Annotated in this window: 12 protein-coding genes and 3 pseudogenes; 3 read left to right on the plus strand and 12 right to left on the minus strand. The window is 69.0% G+C overall.

What is annotated here, in order from left to right; translation table 11 throughout:
• Window positions 1-503: 503 nt before the first annotated feature.
• Together AOK11_RS10365 and AOK11_RS10370 are read right to left on the minus strand one after the other, a co-directional pair.
• Window positions 504-3893 carry a helicase-related protein gene (locus AOK11_RS10365; protein ID WP_063793450.1) on the minus strand — a complete coding sequence of 1130 codons (3390 nt, stop codon included), beginning with the start codon at window positions 3891-3893 and terminating at the stop codon, window positions 504-506.
• Window positions 3890-7942 (minus strand): Eco57I restriction-modification methylase domain-containing protein, encoded by a 4053-nt coding sequence (locus AOK11_RS10370; RefSeq protein ID WP_055593365.1) that lies wholly within the window; start codon window positions 7940-7942, stop codon window positions 3890-3892. The genes AOK11_RS10365 and AOK11_RS10370 overlap by 4 nt, the downstream gene beginning before the upstream one ends.
• A gap of 1037 nt (window positions 7943-8979) precedes the next feature.
• On the opposite strand from AOK11_RS10370, the pseudogene AOK11_RS46710 reads away from it, so the two are divergent.
• Window positions 8980-9066, plus strand: a pseudogene (locus tag AOK11_RS46710) (glutamine synthetase); the annotation flags it as partial.
• A gap of 40 nt (window positions 9067-9106) precedes the next feature.
• On the opposite strand, the gene AOK11_RS10375 reads toward AOK11_RS46710, so the two are convergent.
• From AOK11_RS10375 to AOK11_RS10390, 4 genes are all read right to left on the minus strand, one after another.
• Entirely contained in the window at window positions 9107-9316 is a 210-nt protein-coding gene (locus AOK11_RS10375; RefSeq protein WP_055593366.1) for a DUF397 domain-containing protein, read from the minus strand.
• Window positions 9313-10188 carry a helix-turn-helix domain-containing protein gene (locus AOK11_RS10380; protein WP_055593367.1) on the minus strand — a complete coding sequence of 292 codons (876 nt, stop codon included), beginning with the start codon at window positions 10186-10188 and terminating at the stop codon, window positions 9313-9315. The genes AOK11_RS10375 and AOK11_RS10380 overlap by 4 nt, the downstream gene beginning before the upstream one ends.
• 189 nt (window positions 10189-10377) lie before the next feature.
• On the minus strand, window positions 10378-10824 hold the full coding sequence (locus tag AOK11_RS10385; protein ID WP_055593391.1) for a VOC family protein: 447 nt from the start codon (window positions 10822-10824) through the stop codon (window positions 10378-10380).
• A gap of 62 nt (window positions 10825-10886) precedes the next feature.
• Window positions 10887-11432: a pyridoxamine 5'-phosphate oxidase family protein gene (locus AOK11_RS10390; protein ID WP_055593368.1), complete on the minus strand. Its 546-nt coding sequence runs from the start codon at window positions 11430-11432 to the stop codon at window positions 10887-10889.
• A 199-nt stretch (window positions 11433-11631) separates the two neighbouring features.
• On the opposite strand from AOK11_RS10390, the pseudogene AOK11_RS43885 reads away from it, so the two are divergent.
• Window positions 11632-14187: pseudogene (locus AOK11_RS43885) on the plus strand (bifunctional [glutamine synthetase] adenylyltransferase/[glutamine synthetase]-adenylyl-L-tyrosine phosphorylase); the annotation flags it as partial.
• Here the strand turns inward: AOK11_RS43885 and AOK11_RS39540 are convergent.
• The 6 genes and pseudogenes from AOK11_RS39540 to AOK11_RS39550 all read right to left on the minus strand — a co-directional run.
• Window positions 14143-14547: pseudogene (locus AOK11_RS39540) on the minus strand (SDR family NAD(P)-dependent oxidoreductase); the annotation flags it as partial. The pseudogenes AOK11_RS43885 and AOK11_RS39540 sit on opposite strands and share 45 nt — an antisense overlap.
• Window positions 14548-14588: 41 nt before the next feature.
• Window positions 14589-16175, minus strand: coding sequence for a Na+/H+ antiporter (locus tag AOK11_RS39545; protein ID WP_079034755.1), 1587 nt, complete (start codon window positions 16173-16175; stop codon window positions 14589-14591).
• Window positions 16176-16426: 251 nt separating this feature from the next.
• The gene (locus AOK11_RS10405; protein ID WP_055593370.1) at window positions 16427-16894 is read right to left on the minus strand and encodes a GNAT family N-acetyltransferase; all 468 of its coding nucleotides are present in this window, start codon (window positions 16892-16894) and stop codon (window positions 16427-16429) included.
• Window positions 16891-17835, minus strand: coding sequence for an RluA family pseudouridine synthase (locus tag AOK11_RS10410; protein ID WP_055593371.1), 945 nt, complete (start codon window positions 17833-17835; stop codon window positions 16891-16893). The genes AOK11_RS10405 and AOK11_RS10410 overlap by 4 nt, the downstream gene beginning before the upstream one ends.
• Window positions 17836-17890: 55 nt before the next feature.
• On the minus strand, window positions 17891-18502 hold the full coding sequence (gene lspA / locus AOK11_RS10415; protein WP_055593372.1) for a signal peptidase II: 612 nt from the start codon (window positions 18500-18502) through the stop codon (window positions 17891-17893).
• 88 nt (window positions 18503-18590) lie between these two features.
• The gene (locus tag AOK11_RS39550; protein WP_079034756.1) at window positions 18591-19562 is read right to left on the minus strand and encodes a TraR/DksA C4-type zinc finger protein; all 972 of its coding nucleotides are present in this window, start codon (window positions 19560-19562) and stop codon (window positions 18591-18593) included.
• Between the two features lie 639 nt (window positions 19563-20201).
• Between AOK11_RS39550 and ileS the strand changes: the two genes are divergently transcribed.
• The gene (ileS, locus tag AOK11_RS10430) at window positions 20202-23369 is read left to right on the plus strand and encodes an isoleucine--tRNA ligase (RefSeq protein ID WP_055593375.1); all 3168 of its coding nucleotides are present in this window, start codon (window positions 20202-20204) and stop codon (window positions 23367-23369) included.
• Window positions 23370-23426 lie beyond the last annotated feature (57 nt).

Raw genomic sequence — 23426 nt, forward strand, 5'->3', positions numbered from 1 at the left:
CGCTCCCAGCGCGGTACAACTTTCTCTACTGCATCAAGGCGGCTCGCTCCGCTCACCGCGCGCAGCCCGGCCCCCGGCCGGGCCTGCGCTCCTGTCTCCGCCCCGCTCCAGCCCGGCCGGCGCCCGTGCCGCGCTCAAAGCATGCAGCCGCCTGATGCCAGAGAAGGGGTACGTCGTGGCTGGGGCGGTCGGCTCCACGGCTTTAGGCAGCCACTTTGGCGCGAGCCTCGAAGATCACGGCCCCAACGTCGTGCTTTAGCGGGCAGGTCCACAGACTGCCCGACGCGCCGGAAGCTTACGGGGCCGTGATCACTCGCGCCAAAGCAGCTCCAGCCCAAAGCCGTTCCACCGACCGCTGCAAAAGCCTCGGCCAGCCTCCAATGCAGCACGTGCCGTAGTGCCGTTGCGGCCAAAAGGCGTGGCACAAGTTACCAGTGGATCAGGCGATTTACCAGGTCAAGGTCCGGCTGCCCCTGGCGGCCCGTCCTGGCCCCTTACGGCTCTCAAGGAGACTCGGGTGTGATCGCGGTCCAGCACATCAAATGGATATCCTCAAGATGGATCGCAGGCCGGAGTGGCGGTGGCTCGGGCGGGATCAGCCCGAGCCGGTCCGCGAGCTCCGCGAGCGCCTGGACCTTGCCTGTGGCGGAGAGTTCCGTGCTGGTGAGGGCGTTCCGGACTTCGCGTTGGACACGAACAGCATACGGGGCGTCAAGACGGGCAGAGAGCATGTCCTGATCGTCGCCCAGCAACTGGCCATGCTCTCGGACGAATGCGGCAGCATCTCGCATGACTTTGGGCACCTGGGGCTCAAAGTTGGCAGGGTCGGCCTGGAAGTCCCAGCGGCTCTTTATGTGCCTCCGTGCGGCAGACCATGCATCGAACGCCGCGGCGTACATCTGATCGGACAGTGCCACTGGGGTGATATCCGTTTGAGGATCAGCGTGGGCGAGGCAGGCGAGGGTGTCGTCAATGACCACCGGCTCGCCATCCGGGCCGCTACTCTGAGGGGTCAGGTCGTCGTTGAGGGGAATATACCGGTACCAGGGCTTAGGATGGTTTCCGATACGGGCGCAGAACACAAAGCCTGGGCTGGCTCCGTCCCGGTGAAAGCCAGTGCCGGATCCCCAAGGCAAATCCAGAACCCGGTTTTTTGTGGCGTCGCTGTGGAAGGCATTCGCTAGCCGCCGCCGGTACTCTTCACCGGAAAGCGCACCATTGCCTCCGTCATTGAACAGGGCGGCTTCCTCGCAGCGAATCTGCTCAATCCGTTCCCGGGTCTCGGCAATGTTGTGCTCCACCGCCTCTATACCAGGCAGAACCTCGCCGACGCCAACGGACGCTGCGGCCTGTTTCAACTTGCGCTGGAGGCGTTCCTCCAGGCGGAGGATTTCATCGAGGTCTTTGTCGGGGAAGAACGCCCGCATGTAGATCTCTTTGTGCGGGGAGCCGATGCGGTCGATGCGACCGTGCCGCTGTACGAGCCTCATAGGGTTCCATGGCAGGTCGTAGTTAATGATGTGACGGGCCTGCTGGAGGTTGACACCTTCTGCGAGCACATCGGTGGTCACGATGAGGTCGTATGCGTCAGCCTCAACGCCGGTACCCGCGGTTTTGGGGGCGAAACCCGTAATAATGTCGGCCCGATGGTCACGGTCCGGGCCCGACACCGTGGCCATACGGCCCCGGTAGGCAGCCAGTCGCGGATCGCCGGCAAGCGCGTCTCGGAGCGCCCGACCCAGGTAATCGGCGGTGTCGGTGTAATAGGTGAACACCAGTACTTTCCGCTTATCTCGGGTGTCCTCCTCTCCGATCCCTTCGGCAGCGGCGTCCTTGGCGATGGAGGCCAGTTGCTCGATAAGGCCAGCAACCTTCGGATCGTTGTCCGCGTGCACGGCGCGCACTCGATCCCGGAATGCTTCCAACAGGTCCCGGTCCGCCTGGACTGCATCCCGCAGGGCCTTCACGTTGAAGTCTGAGGCGTACGCGACGTTCTCAGCACTCGCCTCATCCAGCGATGCGATCCAATCCTCGACCTCCTCGGCCGAGAGGCCGGCCCACTCGCGCAAGGGGTCTCCAGTAAGAACTAGACCGGAGTCCAAGGCGCTGAGAAAGGTGTCGTGCGAATTGATCATCTTGGTGGCGGTCTGCTCGAACGCGTAGGAGGACGACTCGAACCGCTTGAGGAGATTCGAGCGGATCAGCCCGGCGTTCTGCGCCTGGTACTGCTCGGTCTCCCCATACAGGCGGAAGCGGGAGGGAACATAGCGGGCCATGGTGAGGACTTCGCCGGGCTCCTCGAGGATGACGCCGACCGCCAGCGAATCATCCGGGGTCTCCTCCATGATCTCCGCACCGAGCGCGACAGCCAGGTCGTGGAATACTCCGGGAAGAACCTTGTCGAGGTTGTAGTCCACCCTCACCACCCGGCACGTGGGGAACCGGATCTCCTGCACCTTGCCACCGACCAGGATCCTGTCCCCGACATAATGGTTCTTGACGAACCGCCGGGTACGCCGTACGGCTATCTCGTCCAACACATCGAACAGGTGTTCCGGAGACAGGTCATCGGGGTTCATCTCCATGGCGCGCTGGAAGTAGGCGCGCAGGCTGGGGATGCCCACGTCGCTGAACGCGGCATCGTTCGGCGTGAAGTATGCGATGAGGCTGTAGAGGTCTTCCAGACTGTTGTTGACTGGTGTCGCGGTCAGAAGCACCAGGTCTTTAGGCACCGGGCCGGCGAGCACCTGCCGAAGGGCGTCAGCACGCAGAGTCTTGCTGTTACGCAACGCGTGGGCCTCATCCACTATCACTATGGCGTACTCGTCGAGAGCCTGCAGGTGAGCAGTTCGGGTCCCAGCGTCCTCGATACCGGAGACCAACTGCTCATACGACAGCACATCGGCGCGCAGGTTCTTCTCCCGCAAGAAGGGCTCCCATGTGGAGTCCCTCAGCGTCGCCGGAGCGATGATCAGTACCTTCTGGCGGCGGTCGAATACGGCCTCGTGGATGAGCTCGCCAGCTACGTATGTCTTGCCGAGACCGACCTCATCAGCGATCAGGACGCCCTTGCGTCGGGCCAGGATGCGCCGGGCGCGCCATACGCCGTCCGCCTGGAATGCGGTCAGCCCGAGCCGAGATCTGACCTTATCCTCCTCCCCCAAGTCCGCTCCGTACAGCTCGAACAGCATCCGCAGGAACACGTCCCACGGCTGATGCGGGGACCAGCGTGCCTCATACAACGCGGCCAGGTCGTAAGGGGCAGCGGCGTCCCAGTGCTCGTTGAACCAGTCGATAACCTGCCGAACCGTGCCCGGCTGGTACTGGCCGAGGTTGAGCTCCTTATTCTTGGCCAGCCCGGCATAGGTGAAGTTCGAGGACCCGGCGATCACCCCGGTGGCGTCGGTCTCCACGATGAAAGCCTTGCCGTGTAGGAACTCAGTCTCGTACCTGCGCACCTGAACGTCCGGGTTGCTGCGCAGCCACGCCACCAGGCGGCGGGCCTGTGTATCAGCCTCGCGGGTGAACCCCAGATGGTCCCGGTCTTCCTCCATCGACCTGCGGTGACCTTCCAGCGCCTGGACGACGTCCGCCGAGGGACCGCGGCGCCGTCGGCGGGGCGTCCGGCCAAGTGCGCGCACGCGGGCCCGGTCGCCGTCCGGTGACGGCTCGGCACCGAGCAGCAGCCGCACGCCCCCGGCCTTCTCCAGCTCATCAGCAAGCAGACCGAACCCACCAGGATTGAAATAGGCCGTCGCAATCGCCAGCCTCGGGGGGTTCCTCAGCCGTGTACGCAGCCCCGCGAGCAGAGTGTTGATTGCATCCGCGACCCGCTCACCGTTATTGCGGTTGGTAGCGAACTCAGGCCGGTAGCCAAAACTGTTCTCGCTCACGATTCCACCCGTGCCTTCCACAGGTCGTAGTGGGTCAACACTGCGGACAGGCGCTCGCGGGAGTCCCAGGTGCGGTGGAAGGTGGCGAAGATGTGGGAGACATCATCGCGGTCGAGACCGAACAGCAGGGCGACTACGGCATCGAGTTCAGCTATCAGATCGTTTTTGGTTGCCTCGTCGGTGGCAGACCCCACCGGCACGCCGACTTTAGCGGCCCAGTCGGTGTAGCGGCCGTCCACGGCAGCCAGTTGCCCAGCAATCTGTATGACATGCTCCCGCAGCACGGAACCGGGTTCGGGCCGGGGGATCGGAAGGCCGTTGAGGATGTGGAAGTTCAGATGATTCTCGACCACGGTGCGGGCGAGCCAGTCCAAGGGGATGCTGGACAGAACACCAAGCAGGTATGCCTCATCCTGCTCGTTCCCTCGGGGGAAGAGCAGGTAGGGTGCCGAGTTCGTGGCGACCACGTTCGCTGGAACGAGCGCGACCCGCACTGTACGGCTGTCGTTAGAGCGGGTGATATCGCGCAGCATGATCCGTGGATGCAGACAGGGCAACGTGCTGGCATCCCGGATGACTGCAGGAGCGAACTCCGCGAAGGCGGACGTGGATTTGCGTGCCTGACGCGTTCTGCGGGACCGCAGTTCTGTGGTGACGTGGGCAGGGTCGGCCCAGCCGTAATAGGTCCCAGTGTCCGGGTTCCACAGGTCGAAAGAAGCGCCCTTATACACGGGCCACCCGGACGGGCCGTCAAGGTCTACTGAGAAATGCCCCTTTTTCTTGTCGCTCGTCGCATGGAACTCGGTGGCAGGGCGGGCACGCCACGTCCCGCTCGTGGTGTCCAAGCGCGGCTGCTGGCGCATCTTGGCGAAAATGCCGAGCGCTACGGAATCAGGGATGGCAGGGAAAGCGGCCCCCTCCGACCAGGACAGAAAGCTGTCGGTGGCGACCTCCACTCCGTTTTCTCCGGCATGCGCGCGATATTCCCTCAGCGACACAAACGGGCCTCGCATCCGCAGACGCCCGGCGTAGTCGGCGCCCTTCCGGATGCCGATTAGTCCGACCGTGTACCGCGGATCTATTTCATCGAAGACCCATTCCGCCGAGTTGCGCAGCAGGGTCACATCGCTGAAGGTGCCCTCAGTCAAGATCTTCTCGCGCCACTCGGCACTTCCAGCCGCGCTCAGAGCGCTGCGGGGGAGGACGACGCCGGCAGCTCCGTCCGAACGCAGGGTCTGCCAAATCCGCCAGGTGAACGCCTTATAGAGGTCCGGGTCCCCTTTCCCAATGCCAGGAAATGGCCCGTGGAGCAGCGCCTGGCGCAACAGGGCCGAGGAGCTGACCTCGGCCTCATATTCAGCGACCAGATCCGGCCGGTCACGCTCGAACCCGGCAATCTTCTCGTTTTGTGCCTTCGCAGGAAGACTTTTCAAGCCTGGGAACCGTAGTGCCCAGAACCCAAGCTTCTCAACGGTAACTTCCTCCCACGGGGGGTTCCCTAGCAGGACGTCGAAGCCCGGACGATCACGAAGGAACACTTCGGGAAAGAGGATCGGCAAGTGGGCGGCCTTAAGGTGGCGCATCCCCTCCTTCACGCCGTCCTCCCAGACCGCGCTGACTGCTTCCTGCGGAGTGGGCATTCGGTCGATGAGTCCGAGCCGAGTAGCAACAGCTGCATCGAACAAGGGCGTGGCGTCTGCCGCGGCTTTCAGCGCCTCGGCATGTGCCTTCTTCGCCTCCTTCACTTCCTGCCTAGTGGCCTCACTGGTTCGGGCGACACGCCGCAACAGGTCACGGGCAGGAGCAAGCTGCTCAATGATCTGCTCCTCGAAGAGACTGATGGTTCCACCGCCGCTTTGCGGATCGAACACATCGATGACCTCCTCGATGGTGGCCATGCCGGTCAGACTGTTTCCGACGACGAGACCGTGATCGAGGGTGCTCATCGGAAGGCCGGGAACGAAGGTGTGGATCCAGATGGCCAGGCGCGCGAGTTCAACGGCCATAAGATTGAGGTCAAGGCCGTAGATGCAGCGGCGGGCGATCTGCCGCCGCAGGAGCGCGGACGGCTCAATCTCGATGTCCGGGGCGCTCGTGCCCAGTGCGGCCCTGGCCGCATCCGCGAGGCGGTACAGCTCGTCGTTGACGTCTGGGATCGGATGAGCGGTGAGGAAGGCGGAGAACTTGTTCTCGATCCGGTCAATTGCAGCGACCAGGAAATGCCCCGAACCCATGGCGAGATCAGCGACACGGAAGTCGAAAAACGTCTCTGCCGCCTTCGCCTCATCCCCAGCGTCCAGCAGCGCCTTGACCCTAGCCAAGTGCTCGGTGAGTACGGGCGTCAAAGAAGTGTCGAGCAGGTGCTCGACCACGAAGGCTTTGGTGAAGTAGGAGCCGGTGGACTTGCGCGCTCCAGAAGCGTTGTGGAAGTAGACGTCGCTTGCGGCCACAACGACCTCATCGGTCGTCCTTGCCGGGATGTACGCTTTTGTCTTCGGATCAACAGCGAGCGGGCCGGGAGCGATCGAAAGAGAGGACTCCAGTAGCCCCTCGTAGATGGTGCCGAACTCGCGCACTGACAGGGACCGGAAGTCCACGGGGCCGACCGTGCCATCCTCGCCGGTGTCGACAAGCAAGGCACGTAGTGCCGGCCCGATCTCATTGTTGGTCAGCCGCAGGTCCGCGATGGCTTGGCTGGCCGGGTAGGCATTGCCGGAGGCGAACAGGCCGCCGTTGTAGGCTGGCACACCCCATTCGGTATTGCCGTCATCGACAGCCCGCCAGACGGTGAGAAGGTCGTCCCACCGATCGGTTGCGACAGCATCGAACTCCTGCTCTGACTTCTCGGCGAACTCTCGCGCGAGTGTCTTGAGCGCTTTCGCGGTGTAGCGGGGATTGCGCAGGTAAGGCAGCAGGCCGCGGTCTTCGGCGTAAGCGGTGAATAGAAGCCGGAACAGGATAATCAGGGTGCGGTGGTATGCCTCGGCAAGCTCGGCCTCGCTGACCGCTTTCATACGGCGGGCGACTGCGGTGGCCAGCTGCGGCACCACATCCTTGTACACGCGCTCCCTAAGGCGCCTCCCCAGCGCTGCGGCGTGGTCGGCGGAGGCTTCCAGGATCTGGGGAACGCTGCCGCCCTTGGTCAGCGCGTCGGCCGAGAACAGCAGGGGCAGGTAGGCCGCATCAACCTCGGCCAGGAGCGCCATGTCGATCTCGACGAAGGTCTCGGCCTGGCCTTTGCGGCCGACACCGATATCAGGGTTGGCCGAGTAGAGGCGGATCTGGGTGTCACGGGTGATCACCAGCCACGGCAGCCCTTGCTCCTGCGCTATGGCCAGACCCAACGCTACGGGGGAGACTGCGCCGAGGCGGGCGGTCGGACGGTCGAACATCTCCATCTCGTCCAGCAGGACGCCCACGGCCCGCTGGTCGCCGCTGGCAGAGAGGATCACTGCGGTGGATCCGTGGGGAGTGGTGGAGTAGCCAAGCCCACGGATGAGTTCGACGCCGCGCCGTCGAAGGAGAGGCACCCCCTTTGTTTGCGCGGATGCCCAGTCAGTGCGGGTCGGGACGCCGTGACGCAGTTCATGCGAAGCGAACAGGCCGGAGTTCAACAGGCCAGCGACGAGCTGATCTTTGAGACCGGAGAGCAGGCGGTGCAACGTGCGTTCTGCGTTCGCCGAGTCGGGAGCCTCCAGGGCTGCGGTGCAGATGCGTTCGACCTGATCGAGGCTCAGGTCGTGCAGGACGGCCGGGTCGTCCTTGGTTCCGCAAACGGCTGTCTTCCAGGTGCCGTCTGTGGGGTAACAAACGACCAGGACAACGGGAGCGGCGCGACGGTTCCATCGCAGGGCCCACAGGCGGCGGACATCGTCGACGCGGGGCCTGATGGTTGCCGAGGCGATGGCGACTTCGAAAGCTTGGGGGCCTGCAGCGATAAGGACTCGTTCCGTGGCCAGTGATGCCGGTGCACTCTCCGGTCGGCTCCAGGATATTTCGTGGGCTTCTGCCTCGTTGAGGAAGTCCTCGATACCTGTCCGGCTCAACATGCCCCCTCTGACGCCAGCTCAGAGCGAGCCGCTGCAGCGCCTGTTCAACCTTAAGCTAGTACGAACAGCTGATCGTACTCGGCTCTCCGTGCCCTCAACAGGGGGGATGGGCTCTGCTCTTCCGCAGCCTCGTGGGGGCGGGCTGGGCTCTTTGCGGCTGAGGGTTTCGTGTTCGGTGCGGTGCGCATTGTCAGGCCTGTTCCTACAACTGATGCACTTGGAACCAGTACGGCCGGCGGAAGCTCGCAGTCATCCCGATCACCGGCCTCGGGTGGGGATTACGACAGAGTGGATCGGCCTGCCGTGGAGGTTCGCGCTCCCGCCGTACACCTCGTGGCATGGGTGGCGGGGCTGATGCACCCCCTCAGCAGCGCAGGCCCGCAGTTCGAGTGTGACGCCCCACCAACGGCCCGCGAGGGTGCTTGGACTTCACCTCGTCGCGGGTGGACGCACTGGCCGCTGCAGCGCCACCACCGCGCTACTCGCCGACGGGAGGACCCGCTCTAACGGACCTGCTGCCCCAGATGACATGGCCAACAACCGCCCATAATTGGCTGACGGGCCGTGGACCATCTGTGGACTGGGGATCGTTCGAAGGGGTCACATGGAGCCGTGACCTGTGGGGATCCATGACACGGCAGCGCCCTCCGGAGCCGCGTGCGATTGCCGTACAAGCAGGCCGCTGAAATCCAACCTGACATCAACGAGGGCGGACACGTGCGGATCGCAGCGGTGCCCTACGGAGTGGGAGCGCCAGCCATGATGCGGCAAGCCAGTGTCTCGATCGAACTCCTAAAGCGGTGTTCTCGGGGCCTCTTCCCCCAGGTGTGTCCCAGCGGCCTCCAGTGATGGAGAAGCCGCAGGTGAGAGGGATTGAGGGGAGCCCTCTGTAAATCTACCGGGTCGCCCTGCGGGGCCGTCTGTGGGCCGTCGAAGGGCGGCCCACAGCGACCAACGACGACCAACGATGACCGCTCGGCTGCTGGTCTGCACTGGGCCGGCCTCGTTCGCGTGAGGTTGCTCCCGACCCGCGTCTCTTCCTGCGCAACAAGCGCCAGGAATGGGAGGCCTACCGCTCCGAGGTCACCGCCTTCGAACTGAAGAACCTGCTGCCGGTGCTGTGACGCTCCGCTGCGGCGCGTGAGAGGGCGAGAGCCTTGGCCGTCACTCCCGGCCCGCGCTCCTGACGAAGTCCGCCCAGGCGGCCGAGGCGATGCTGAGCCGAGGCCCCTGGGCGTTCTTGCTGTCCCGGACGAGGACGGTGCCGGGGGATATGGCGACCTCGATGCAGTCGTTGCCGTCGCCGCTGCTGCTGTAGCTGCTCTTGAACCAGGCGGGTGCGGTGGTGGTCCGGGCGGGAGGGGTGCCGGTCATGACTCTCCAAGCATCTGCTCGATGAGGGCCCTTGACTCTCGGGGTGTAAGGGCCTGGGCGCGGATCATTCCATAGCGGAGTTCGAGGACCCTCAGCTGTTTCGGGTCGGTCACCGGACGCCCGGCGAACGCCCCGTCGGAGCGTCCGACCGCCGTTCCGTCGGGGAACTTCAGCACCTCGATCAGCCCGCCCGTCCCGAAGTGGTCCTCGCAGTCCGTCGGCATCACCTGAATCGACACGTGCCGCAACTTGCCGAGTTCCAGAAGGTGTTCGAGCTGCCGACGCCACACCATTGTGCCTCCGACCGGACGGCGGAGCGTCACTTCCTCCTGGACGAAGCTGAGAGCGGGCGCTGGGGATCTGTCGAAGACCGTGCGCCGGGCCAGCCGGGCGGCCACCATGCGTTCCGTCTCCTCCTCGGTGTGAGCCGGAAGCCAGACGTCGAAGAGTGCCCGCATGTGCTCCTCGGTCTGCAACAGGCCGTGGATGTTGTGGTTGCTGTAGAGCCCGACCTCGACCGCGTTGGCTTCCAGCTTCGCCAGTTCCCGCACCCTCTTCGGGTACCGGACCTTCGCCACGTCCTCCCGCATCGCGGCGAGCAGTCCGCCCGCGCCCAGCACCTCGTCGGCCTTCTCCAGGTACTCGGGGCGGGGGATCCGGTTGCCCGCCTCGATCTTGTAAACGAGGTCCTCCCCGTATCCCATCGCCACCGCGAAGTCGGCGGCCCGCATGCCCACGGACTCCCGCCGCAACTTCAACTGCCGCCCCACCGTGGTGATGACGGCTACTCCCCATTCGTCGTCCCGGTCGACCTCCCAGCTCGGCTCGTCCGTCTCGCTCCTGACCTGTACCGCCTCACCGTCCACCGACATCCGCACTCCTCCGTCACACGCGTCGCGTCGTATCGCGAGGCGTACGACGGTAGGCGCGGCGGCGACGGTGGGTGAGGGAAAGCGGCGCGCGGTACACCTATGGGTGATCCGGGCGGTACAGCCCCTTCCGGGGCCTTCTCGGCGATCTCCGATCGCGTCACCAGGGCCGACGAATCCCCTTGCCGTGCCCTACTTCTGGCGTTCCGCCAGGTCCGTCAGGAGCTGGTGCAGGGGCTCGGTCGCGCGGCGGCGGTACTCCTGGACGGCCCAGCCGTTGCCGTCGGGGTCCTTGAAGTACATGAAGGTGGCGCCGTCGTCCGGGGCGTACACGACCGGCTCGGAGATCTCCAGGCCGCGGGCGGTCAGTTCGGCGTGGGCCGCCTTGATGTCGGCGACGCACAACTGCAGGCCCTGGTACGAGCCTGGGGCCGGGCGGGTGTCGCCCGCCATCTCCCAGATGCTGTCGCCCAGGGCGATCGAACAGCCGGAGCCCGGGGGCGTCAGCTGGACGATGCGCATGCCCGGCATGACCTCCTGGTCGATGTCGACGTGGAAGCCGACCTTGTCCCGGTAGAAGTCCCTGGCCCGGTCGATGTCGCTGACGGGCAGGGGGAGCACTTCGAGGGTCATGGCCATGTTCATCGGGGTTCCTCCGGCTGAGTCGGCGAGGTCGGTCCGGTCGGTGCGGGCTCTCGGTGTCACGCGAAGCGCCATCTGGTCTGGCTGAACGGCTCGCCCTTACCGAAGCCGAAAACCGTGCGCGGCGCCACCGAAAACACGACGGCGTGTCCCGGCCCGTGGTGGAAGTGGCCGTCCCGCACTTCGAAGTGCCAGAAGCTGCCGTACTTCGCCTCCCAGGCCGCCGCCAGTTCGCGCAGCCGGCCGTCGTCGGCGACCCGGACCGCCTCGCCCTCCACCGTCAGGTCGTAGCCCTTGTTCCAGGTATTGGTGCCGGTGGTCAGGACGACGTGCGGGTTCGCCGCCAGGTTGCGGGCCTTGCGTTCCCCCGGCCCGGTGCAGAAGTGCAGCGCGCCGTCCGACCAGACGGCGGGGAGCGGGGTGACGTGGGGACGTCCGTCGGGGCGGACCGTCGAGATCCAGAACAGTTCCGCCTCGATGAGCAGCGCTTTCGCCTCGGACCAAGAGGCGGCGGTCGCCTTCGGGTCGCTGTAGCGCGGGTCGAGACGGGTCTCGGGGGAGAGGAGAGCGGGGTGTTCGTTCGTTTCGGGCGTTCTGTCGGTCATGAGGGCCTCACCGGTCGGGGGCGGACGGGGTGGGGGAGTTCTTCCCCTCGATGGTGTGACCCCGTCCGCCCCCGGAACTCATCGCGCACGGCCGTCCCGGGGCCGGGGCGCGGTGGGGCGGATAGGCTCGTTGCCTGGATGAGCTCGTGGTGGGCTCGTGGTGAGTTCGATGCGAGCCGAGGACCGAGGGAGACCGGGGATGACGTCGGTGCCGGGGCGCAGGAGCAGTACCTTCACGCGGCTGCTGCGGCACGGTTTCACCGACCCGTCGGCCGCCGAGCGGCTGCTGGACAGCCCCGAGCTGTCCGCGGTGCGCGACGACCCGGTCCTGCTCGAAGCGCTCGGCGGCACCGCCGACCCCGACCTCGCGCTGCTGGGACTGGTCCGGCTGCTGGAGGCGCAGACCGGCGCCACCGGCCGGCAGGAGCTGCTGGACACCCTGATCTCCGCCAAGCCGCTGCGCGACCGGCTGCTCGGTGTGCTCGGCGCCTCCGAGGCCCTGGCCGACCATCTCGCCCGGCACGCCGACGACTGGCAGGCGCTCGTCACGTACGAGGCGCGGGACCTGCACCCCGGCGTGACCGAGTTCGAGCACGGCCTCGCCGAAGCCACCGACCCCGTGTCGCTGCGCGTCGCCTACCGGCGCTGCCTGCTGTCCATCGCCGCCCGCGACGTCTGCGGCACCACCGAGGTGTCCGAGACCGCCGCCGAACTCGCCGACCTCGCCACCGCCACCCTGCGCGCCGCCCTCGCGCTCGCCGAGGCCGCCGTGCCCGAGGACGCCGCCCTGTGCCGGCTCGCGGTGGTCGCGATGGGCAAGTGCGGCGGGCACGAGCTGAACTACGTGTCGGACGTCGACGTCATCTTCGTCGGCGAGGCGGTGAACGGCGCCGACGAGGACAAGGCCCTGCGCGCCGCCGCCCGGCTGGCCGCCCACATGATGCGGATCTGCTCCGCGAACACCGTCGAGGGCACCATCTGGCCCGTCGACGCCAACCTGCGGCCCGAGGGCCGCAACGGCCCCCTCGTCCGCACCCTCGCCTCGCACCGCGCCTACTACCAGCGCTGGGCCAAGACCTGGGAGTTCCAGGCGCTGCTCAAGGCCCGCCCGGTGGCCGGCGACCTCGCCCTCGGCGAGGAGTACGTCGCCGCCCTGAGACCGCTGGTGTGGCAGGCCGCCGAGCGGGAGAACTTCGTCGCCGACGTGCAGAAGATGCGCCGCCGGGTGATCGACAACATCCCCACCGCAGAGGTCGACCGCCAGCTCAAGCTCGGCCCCGGCGGCCTGCGCGACGTCGAGTTCGCCGTGCAGATGCTCCAGCTGGTGCACGGCCGCGCCGACACCTCCCTGCGCAGCGGCACCACCCTCGACGCGCTGGGGGCCCTCGCCACCGGCGGCTACGTCGGCCGCGCGGACGCCGCCCAGCTCGACCACGCCTACCGCTTCCTGCGCTCCCTGGAACACCGCATCCAGCTCTTCAGGCTGCGCCGCACCCACCTGGTTCCGGAGGACGACGCCGACCTGCGCCGCATCGGCCGCTCCCTGGGCCTGCGCACCGACCCGGTGGCGAGCCTGACCCGCGAGTGGCGGCGGCACGCCTCCGTCGTACGGCGGCTGCACGAGAAGCTGTTCTACCGGCCACTGCTCGACGCGGTCGCCCAGCTCGCCCCCGGCGAGGCCCGGCTCAGCGCCGCGGCGGCCCGGGAACGGCTGGTCGCCCTCGGCTACGCTGACCCGGCCGCCGCCCTGCGCCACCTGGAGGCGCTGGCGTCCGGCGTGACCCGCAAGGCGGCCATCCAGCGGACCCTGCTGCCGGTGCTGCTCGGCTGGTTCGCCGAATCCGCCGACCCGGACGCCGGCCTGCTCAACTTCCGCAAGGTCTCCGACGCGCTCGGCAAGACCCCCTGGTACCTGCGGCTGCTGCGCGACGAGGGCGCCGCCGCCGAGAACCTCGCCCGCGTCCTGTCCGCCGGGCGGCTCGCCCCCGACCTGCTGCTGCGCGCCCCCGAGGCGGTGGCCCTGCTCGGCGACGGAGAGGCCGGCCTCAGGCCCCGCACCCGCGCCCACCTGGAACAGGAGGTCCTCGCCGCCGTCCGCCGCGCCGAGGGCGCCGCCCAGGCCGTCGACGTCGCCCGCGCGATCCGCCGCCGCGAGATGTTCCGCACCGCCGCCACCGACATCATCGGCTCCTACGGCACCGAGTCCCAGCCCGCCGAGGCCGACCAGGGCGCCCTGGTGGACCTGGTCGGCGGCGCCGTGTCCGACCTGACCGCCGCCACCCTCGCCGGCACGCTGCGCGCGGTCGTCCGGGAGGGCTGGGGGGACACCCTGCCCACCCGCTTCGCGATCATCGGGATGGGCCGCTTCGGCGGCCACGAGCTGAGCTACGGCTCCGACGCGGACGTCCTGTTCGTCCACGAGCCGCGCGACGGCGTGGACGAGCGGGAGGCGGCCGACGCGGCCGGCAAGGTCGTCGCCGAGATGCGCCGCCTGCTCCAGACCCCCAGCGCCGACCCGCCCCTGCTCATCGACGCGGACCTGCGCCCCGAGGGCCGGTCCGGACCGCTGGTGCGCACCCTGGGGTCGTACGAGGCGTACTACCGGCGCTGGTCCCTGGTGTGGGAACGGCACGCGCTGCTGCGCGCCGAGCACGTGGCCGGCGACGAGGAGCTCGGCCGCCGCTTCGTCGAGCTGATCGACCCGCTGCGCTACCCGCCCGCCGGGCTCGGCGAGCCGGTCCTTCAGGGCCTCCGTGAGCAGGACGGCGGTCAGCAGGTTGAGCCGGAAGTTGACCGTCCAGTGGCGGGCGACGGCTTCGAGCGGATCGTCCGCCCCGGCCTGGCGTTCGAGGAGGCCGTTGCCGCCGGCGCTGTGGATCAGTACGTCGACGGCTCCGAACTCCCGGCCGACGTGGTCGGCGACACCCCGCACGGCGACCGGATCGGCGAGGTCCGCGGCATACGCCTCGGCCCCCGGCACCTCGGCCCCGGCCCGCTCCAGGACGTCCCCGCGCCGCCCGAGCAGCAGCACCCGGTCCCCGTCGGCGGCGAAGAACCGTGCCGCCGCCAGCCCGATCCCCGTACCGCCCCCGCTGATCACCACGTTGCGCGTCATGCCCCGACCTTACGGACCGAACGCCGCGCCGCGGAGCGAACTCACCGCATGCTGCGCACATCGAGGTGGCGCAGCACCCGGTCCACCACCTCGGGGTCGGCCCCCGCCTCGCTCCGCGCCGCCAGCACCTCGTGCCGTGCGGCGCTCAGCATCTCCCCCCGGATCCGCCGCGCCGCCCTGACCCATCGCGCTCGCTGCCGGTACGCCTCCCGCCGCTCTTCCTCGACCACATCGGGGCTGATCCGCGCTCCGATGTCGAAGGCACTGCGCAGCATCTGCTCGGCCAGTTCCTCCGGGAGTTCCTCGGCCTCCTCGATCTCGCGCAGCCTGTGTTTCGCGGCCTGCGCCGCCCGCAGCGCGAGGTCCCGTTCGATTTCCTTCTCCCGCCTGGTGTCGGCCCGCACCCCCAGCCGTTTCACCAGCCACGGCAGGGTCGTCCCCTGGACCAGCAGCGTCGCCATGATCACGCCGAACGCGATGAAGACGATCTCGCCCCGGGCCGGGAAGTCGCCCCCGGCGCCGGTCTCCAGCGGAATCGCCAGCGCCAGCGCGACGGAGGCCACCCCGCGCATCCCCGACCACCACATCACCACGGTCTCGCGCCAGCTCACCGGGATGTCCTCGCCGGTGTCCCGCGCGGCGTGCAGCCGCCGCGTCAGCCAGGTCGCCGGCAGCAGCCACAGCAGCCGGACGAGGACGACCACGCCCACGATCGCGCCCGCCCAGCCGAGCAGTTCGCCCCAGTGGCCGGCCGCGGCCCCGACCGCGTTGTGCAGTTCGAGACCGACCAACCCAAACGCGACGCCGATGACGAGCGTGTCCACGATGTCCCAGAAGGCGTGCCCGGCCAGCCGGGTCATCACGTCGTCGGCGTCGGTGGCGTACTCCACGAGGAACAGCGCGGTGGTGAGCACCGCGAGCACCCCCGAACCGTGCAGTTCCTCGGCCAGGACGTAGGAGAAGTACGGCACCAGCAGGCTCAGCGCGATCTGCAGGGTCGCGTCCCCGAGCAGGTCCATCAGCCGGTTGGCGCCCCAGCCGAGCGCGAGTCCGACCGCGACCGCCACCACGGCCGACAGGACCAGGTCCAGGCCCGCCTCCCAGGGCGAGAAGGTGCCGCTCACGGCGGCGGCGATCGCCACGTGGTACAGGACGATGGCGGTGACGTCGTTGAACAGGCCCTCGCCCTCGAGGATCGACACCAGCCGGCGCGGCAGCCCCAGCTTCCCGGCGACGGCGGTCGCCGCGACCGGGTCGGGCGGTGCGACCAGCGCGCCGAGGGCGATCGCGGCGGCCGGCGGCAGGCCCGGCACGATCGCGTGGGCGACGACGGCCACGCACAGCGTGGTGACGAACACCAGCGCCACGGCCAGCAGGAGGATCGGTCTCGCGTTCGCCGCGAACTGCCGCCAGGACGTCCGGCGGACGGCGGCGTAGAGCAGGGGCGGCAGCAGCAGCGGCAGGATCAGGTCCGGCGGGACGTCCACGTTCGGGACGAACTCCAGGAGTGCGAGGACGATGCCGAGGACCGTCATCAGCACCGGCGCCGGCAGTCCCAGCCGGTCTCCCAGGGGAACACACACCACGGCCCCGAGCAGCAGGGCGAACATCAGGGCCAGCTGGTCCACGGTCGGTGCTCCGGGCGGCTCGGCGGTCGGACGACGGGGCGTCCAGCCTGCCACGCCGACGCCCCGTGCCAGGCGTGCGGCGCCGACCGTTCGGCGCCACTGGTCACCCCACGTGCCGGACCCGGAACGCTCACACGTGCGGAGCCCGGCCGGCCGAGGTGCGTACGGCCACCGTGACCGGCCTGCCTCGATGCGGTCCGGCTGCCGGACCCCCGGGCCGCCCCGCGCCGCCCGCTACCTGTCCCGTCCGGTCACAGAGCCCGCCGCATGGCCCGGTGGGGCATCCCCGCATCCGGGAACTCCGGTCCGTACGCCACGTACCCCAGCCGCTCGTAGAACCCCAGGGCATGGGTCTGCGCGTGCAGGTCGACGGCGGTGAGGCCGCGGGCGCGGGCCGCCTCCTCGACGCCCCGGACCAGGGCGGCCCCGATGCCGAGCCCCCGCGCCCGGCGCGTCACCGCGAGCCGTCCCAGGGACCCGACCGAAGCGTCACCGCCGGTCTTCGCCGCGGCGGCCCCGCCGTGCAGCAGCCGCCCGGTGCCGAGCGCCTCGCCGTCTTCACCGATCGCGAGCACCTGCACGGCGCCGGCGTCGTACGCGTCGTACTCCAGGTCCTCGGGCACGCCCTGCTCGGCGACGAAGACCTCCTTGCGCACCGCGAAGCACGCCTCCCGGTCGCCGGGGTCCACCGCCTCGCGGACCACGTACGGGGTGCTCACGCGTAGGTCTCCTCCCGGACCAGGTCGAGCGCCTGGCTCAGGTCCTCGGGGTAGTCGCTGGTGAACTCCGCCCACAGGCCGTCCCCGGGGTGCTCGAAGCCGAGCCGCACGGCGTGCAGCCACTGACGGGTGAGGCGGAGCCGCTTGGCGAGCGTGGGGTCGGCGCCGTAGGTCAGGTCGCCGACGCAGGGGTGCCGGTGGGCGGCCATGTGGACGCGGATCTGGTGGGTGCGGCCGGTCTCCAGCTTGACGTCGAGGAGCGAGGCGGACCGGAAGGCCTCGACGAGGTCGTAGTGCGTGACGGAGGGCTTGCCCTCGGCGGTGACCGCCCACTTGTAGTCGTGGTGCGGATGCCGGCCGATGGGTGCGTCGATGGTGCCGCTGGTCGGGTCGGGGTGGCCCTGGACCAGGGTGTGGTAGCGCTTGTCGACCGTGCGCTCCTTGAACTGGCGCTTCAGCGACGTGTACGCGTACTCCGACTTGGCGACCACCATGAGACCGGAGGTGCCGACGTCGAGACGGTGCACGATGCCCTGGCGCTCGGCGGCGCCGGAGGTCGAGATGCGGTACCCGGCGGCGGCGAGGCCGCCGATCACGGTCGGTCCGGTCCAGCCCGGCGAGGGGTGGGCGGCGACCCCGACCGGTTTGGCGATCACGACCACGTCGTCGTCGTCGTGCACGATCTCCATGCCCTCGACGGGCTCGGCGACCACCTGCACCGGGGCGGGCGCCTGCGGCATCTCCACCTCGAGCCAGGCGCCCCCGCTCACCCGCTCCGACTTGCCGACCACCGATCCGTCGACCGTGACCTTCCCCGAGGTGGCGAGTTCGGCCGCCTTGGTCCGGGAGAAGCCGAGCATGCGGGAGATGGCGGCGTCGACGCGCTCGCCCTCCAGGCCGTCGGGCACGGGCAGGGTTCGGATCTCGGGAATCGTGCTCACCCGTCGAGTATGCCGGACCGGTCCGGCAACCCCGTACCCGCGCTCTCGGTCCTGCTCAGTCCTTGTGGACGGTCCCGTCCGGGTCGAGGCCCCGGAAGGACAGCAGGACGATCAGGATGCCGCCGCAGACGATCGCCGAATCCGCCAGGTTGAAGACGGCGAAGCCCTTGGGCGCGATGAAGTCGACGACCGCGCCCCGGAAGACGCCCGGGGAGCGGAAGATCCTGTCCGTGAGGTTGCCGAGGGCACCGCCGAGCAGCAGGCCCAGCGCGATCGCCCAGGGCAGGCTGTACAGCTTGCGGGCCAGCCGGACGATCACCACGATCACCGCCGCCGCGATCACCGTGAAGATCACGGTGAAGGCCTCGCCGAAGCCGAAGGCCGCGCCCGCGTTGCGGATCGCCTCGAACCTCAGCCAGTCGCCGACGATCTCGATGGGCTCGTGGTGCTCCAGCTCGGCGACCACGATCATCTTGCTGATCAGGTCGAGGGCGTAGGCGACGACGGCGACGGCGAACAGCACGGCCACGCGCCGCTTGCCGCGGGGTGCTTCGGCCGCCGCCTCCGCGACCTGGGCATCGGCCCGGTCGAGCCCGGTCCGGTCCTGCCCGTCCCGGTCCGCGTCCGGGGTTTCCGGCGTACCGATGATGCGCTCCGCCTCTGCCACGTGAGTCCCTCAAGCTAGGTACCTGACTGAGCACGAGGGTACGGCACACCCCGCGCGACCCTCGTGCTCAGGCGGCGTACGGGGGTGCTCAGTACCGGCGCTCCTGCTTCTGCTTGCACTCGACGCACAGCGTGGCCCGGGGGAAGGCCTGCATCCGGGCCTTGCCGATGGCGTTGCCGCAGCTCTCGCACAGGCCGTAGGTGCCGGCCTCCAGCCGCTGCAGGGCGCGCTCGTACTGGGTGAGCATCTCGCGTGCGTTGGCGGCGAGCGCCAGTTCGTGCTCGCGCGTGATGTTCTTCGTGCCGGTGTCGGCCTGGTCGTCACCCGCCCCGTCCCCGGAGTCCCGCATCAGGCCGGCCAGCGACCGTTCGGACGAGGTGATCTCCTCGCGCAGCCTCAGCACCTCGGTCGCCAGCTCGGCCCGTGCGTCCTCGACCTCCTCCGGTGTCCAGGGCTCCTCTCCCGGACGCACCGCGAGGTCGCCGGGCTCCACTGCTGCGAGCCGCGCCTTGGGCACGGCGGTCTTCGCCGCCGTCGCCGTGCGGGGAGTCTTCTCAGCACCCACCGTTGTCGCTCCCGTCTGCGTCGCGGCCTCGACCGCGCCCGCGTCAGTGGCCGTGCCGTGCCCGGCCGTGTCCTGTGTGCCCCCGCTGGTCCTGGTGGTGCTTTCCCTCGTACCGCCGCCCCCGCCCGTGCCGCCCTCACGCGCGGCGCCCCGCCCGGCACCGGCCTCCGTTCCCCGGGCCGCCGTCTTCTTCCGGGAATTCCTGGCCGTGACGGCCCTGGAAGCCGTCGCCTTCGAGCGCGCGGCTCCGGAGGCCGCCGTTCCCTTCTCCGCCTTCGTCTTCGCGGGAGCGGGGGCGGGGGCGCCCTTCCCGTTCCCGGTCTTTCCCGCCGTTTTCTTTCCCGTCCCGGCCTTCCCGGATCCGGCCTTCCCGGCCGACTGCTTCGCAGCCGCCTTCCCCGCCTGCGCCGTCGCCTTCGTGTCCTTTCGGGACTCCTCGGCGGGCACGGCCCTGCCGGACGCCGACTGCTGTACGGCGGTCTTCTTCGCCACCATGGCCGCGGCCCCTTTTCACATACTGTGATCTTGCGCGCGAATCGTGCTGGGACGATAAATCGACTCGGGTCCCGCGGCAACGGGGCGCACCGCCCGATTCGCCCGCCCCGCGGACGCCGCGCGGCGGACCTTCATGCGTTGTGCCCAGCTCCCCGCCGGGTATGCCACCAAGTCGGACGTCGCAGAATCCGAACACCCGTACCGCTCCATTCGGCGGTATGTCCCCCTATCGGCGACTCGTGGGGCATATGCGCGAACCCCGCCCGGCCCCCGCTCGCCGTCCGCGGAATAACCGGTCGGCCGCTGTCCGCTCCGCGCCGTACACTGGGCGGAGCGAAAAGCGTGGATGGGGACGAGTAGCGGCGTACGCAGCCCAGAGCGACCCGGGGACGGTGTGAGCCCGGGGGCGAGCGCGACGCGAAGATCACCCCGGAGCCGCTGGAGGAAAGCCGCAGCCCGACAGCAGCGGCGAGTAGAACCGGCATCGCGACCCCAATGAGGGGGTTCACCGGCGCACACGAAGCACCGGGGAACCAAGGAGGGTGGTACCGCGGGAGCGCGCCGACGGCGGCGCAGGGATCGACACAGCTCTCGTCCCTCCGGACGGAAGGCAGCAAGTCCGCCGGAGGAAGCCCGCTGATGACAACGCCGACGTACCGACAGGTGCCCGCCCAGGTCGACCTGCCCGCTCTCGAGCACGCGGTGCTCGACTTCTGGCAGGAACAGAAGATCTTCGCCAAGAGCCTGGAGCAGTCCGAGGGCCGCCCCGAGTGGGTGTTCTACGAGGGCCCGCCCACCGCCAACGGCATGCCGGGCGCCCACCACATCGAGGCGCGCGTCTTCAAGGACGTCTTCCCCCGCTTCCGCACCATGCGCGGCTACCACGTGGGCCGCAAGGCCGGCTGGGACTGCCACGGCCTCCCGGTGGAACTGGCGGTGGAGAAGGAGCTCGGCTTCTCCGGCAAGCAGGACATCGAGGCGTACGGAATCGCCGAGTTCAACGCCAAGTGCCGCGAGTCGGTGACCCGCCACACCGACGCCTTCGAAGAGCTCACGACCCGCATGGGTTACTGGGCCGACCTCCAGGACCCGTACCGCACGATGGACCCGGAGTACATCGAGTCCGTCTGGTGGTCGCTGAAGGAGATCTTCACCAAGGACCTGCTGGTCCAGGACCACCGCGTCGCCCCCTGGTGCCCCCGTTGCGGCACCGGCCTGTCCGACCACGAGCTGGCGCAGGGCTACGAGACGGTCGTCGACCCGTCCGTCTACGTCCGCTTCCCCCTCACCTCCGGCCCGCTGGCCGGCGAGGCCTCGCTCCTGGTGTGGACGACCACGCCGTGGACACTGGTGTCCAACACCGCGGTCGCCGCGCATCCCGAGGTCACTTACGTCGTCGCGACGAAGGGCCCCGAGGGCACGGAGAAGGTCGTCGTCGCCGAGCCGCTGGTGGCCAAGGCCCTCGGCGAGGGCTGGGAGACCACCGGCGAGACCTTCACCGGCGCCGAGATGGAGCGCTGGACGTACCAGCGCCCCTTCGAGCTCGTCGCGTTCCCCGAGCCGGCCCACTATGTGGTCAACGCCGACTACGTCACCACCGAGGACGGCACCGGTCTGGTCCACCAGTCGCCCGCCTTCGGTGAGGACGACCTCAGGGTCTGCCGCTCCTACGGCCTGCCCGTGGTGAACCCGGTCCGCCCGGACGGCACCTTCGAGGAGGACGTCCCGTTGGTCGGCGGCGTGTTCTTCAAGAAGGCCGACGAGAAGCTGACGGAGGACCTGGGCGACCGGGGCCTGCTGTTCAAGCACATCCCGTACGAGCACAGCTACCCGCACTGCTGGCGCTGCCACACCGCGCTGCTCTACTACGCGCAGCCCTCCTGGTACATCCGCACCACGGCCGTCAAGGACCGCCTGCTCGAGGAGAACGAGGGCACCAACTGGTTCCCGGACTCCGTCAAGCACGGCCGGTACGGCGACTGGCTGAACAACAACATCGACTGGGCGCTCTCCCGCAACCGCTACTGGGGCACCCCGCTGCCGATCTGGCGCTGCGAGGACGACCACCTCACCTGCGTCGGCTCGCTCGCCGAGCTGACCGGGCTGACCGGCACCGACCAGTCGGGCCTCGACCCGCACCGCCCGTTCATCGACGCGGTCACCTTCGCCTGCCCGCAGGACGGCTGCGGGAAGACGGCCACGCGCGTGCCCGAGGTCATCGACGCCTGGTACGACTCGGGTTCGATGCCGTTCGCGCAGTGGGGCTACCCGCACAAGAACAAGGAACTGTTCGAGAGCCGGTACCCGGCACAGTTCATCTGCGAGGCCATCGACCAGACCCGCGGCTGGTTCTACACGCTGATGGCGGTCGGCACCCTGGTCTTCGACAAGTCCTCGTACGAGAACGTCGTCTGCCTCGGCCACATCCTCGCCGAGGACGGTCGCAAGATGTCCAAGCACCTGGGCAACACCCTGGACCCGGTCCCGCTGATGGACCAGCACGGCGCGGACGCGGTCCGCTGGTTCATGGCGGCCGGCGGTTCCCCGTGGGCGGCCCGCCGGGTGGGCCACGGCACCATCCAGGAGGTCGTCCGCAAGACGCTCCTGACCTACTGGAACACCGTCGCCTTCCAGGCGCTGTACGCCCGTACGTCCGGCTGGGCCCCGTCCGAGGCCGACCCGGCGCCCGCCGCCCGCCCGCTGCTGGACCGCTGGCTGCTCTCCGAACTGCACGCGCTCACCGACCAGGTGACCCGGGCCCTGGACAGCTACGACACCCAGCGCGCCGGCAAGCTGCTGTCCGCGTTCGTCGACGACCTGTCCAACTGGTACGTCCGCCGCTCACGGCGCCGCTTCTGGCAGGGCGACAAGGCCGCACTGCGCACCCTGCACGAGGTCGTCGAGACGGTCACCAAGCTGATGGCCCCGCTGACCCCGTTCATCACCGAGCGGGTCTGGCAGGACCTGGTCGTGCCGGTCACCCCGGACGCCCCGGAGTCCGTCCACCTGTCCTCCTGGCCCGAGGCCGACCTGACGGCGATCGACCCGGAGCTGTCGAAGCAGATGGTGCTGGTGCGCCGCCTGGTGGAGCTGGGACGGGCCACCCGCGCGGAGTCGGGCGTCAAGACCCGCCAGCCGCTCAAGCGCGCCCTGATCGCGGCGAGCGGCTTCGGCGCCCTCCACCCGGAGCTGCACCAGCAGATCACCGAGGAGCTGAACGTCGAGTCCCTGGCGTCCCTGTCCGAGGTGGGCGGCTCGCTGGTGGACACGACGGCCAAGGCCAACTTCCGTGCGCTGGGCAAGCGGTTCGGCAAGCGCGTCCAGGACGTCGCCAAGGCCGTCGCCGGCGCGGACGCCGCTGCGCTGTCCCTGGCACTGCGCGAGGGCACCGCCTCCGTGGAGGTCGACGGTGAGACGATCGCCCTCGCCCCGGACGAGGTGATCATCACGGAGACCCCGCGGGAGGGCTGGTCGGTGGCCTCCGACGCCGGTGCCACGGTCGCCCTGGACCTGGAGATCACCGAGGAGCTGCGCCGCGCCGGTCTGGCCCGGGACGCGATCCGGCTGATCCAGGAGGCCCGCAAGAACAGCGGCCTCGACGTGGCCGACCGGATCGCCCTGCGCTGGACGGCGACGGAGGACGCCACCGTCGCGGCCCTGACCGAGCACGCCGGTCTCATCGCCGACGAAGTCCTCGCCGTGGCCTTCGTGCATGAGCACAGCGCCCGGGACGAGGCCGAGGACACCTACGGGCAGCCGTTCACCGATGAGGGCCTGTCCCTGACGTTCCGCCTCCGCAAGGTGTGAGGTCCAAGGGATAGAACCACCGGCGCGCCCCGCGCCACCCGCAACGCCGAAGGGCCC

The organism is Streptomyces hirsutus, from assembly GCF_001418415.1.
Classification (GTDB): Bacteria; Actinomycetota; Actinomycetes; order Streptomycetales; family Streptomycetaceae; genus Streptomyces; species Streptomyces hirsutus.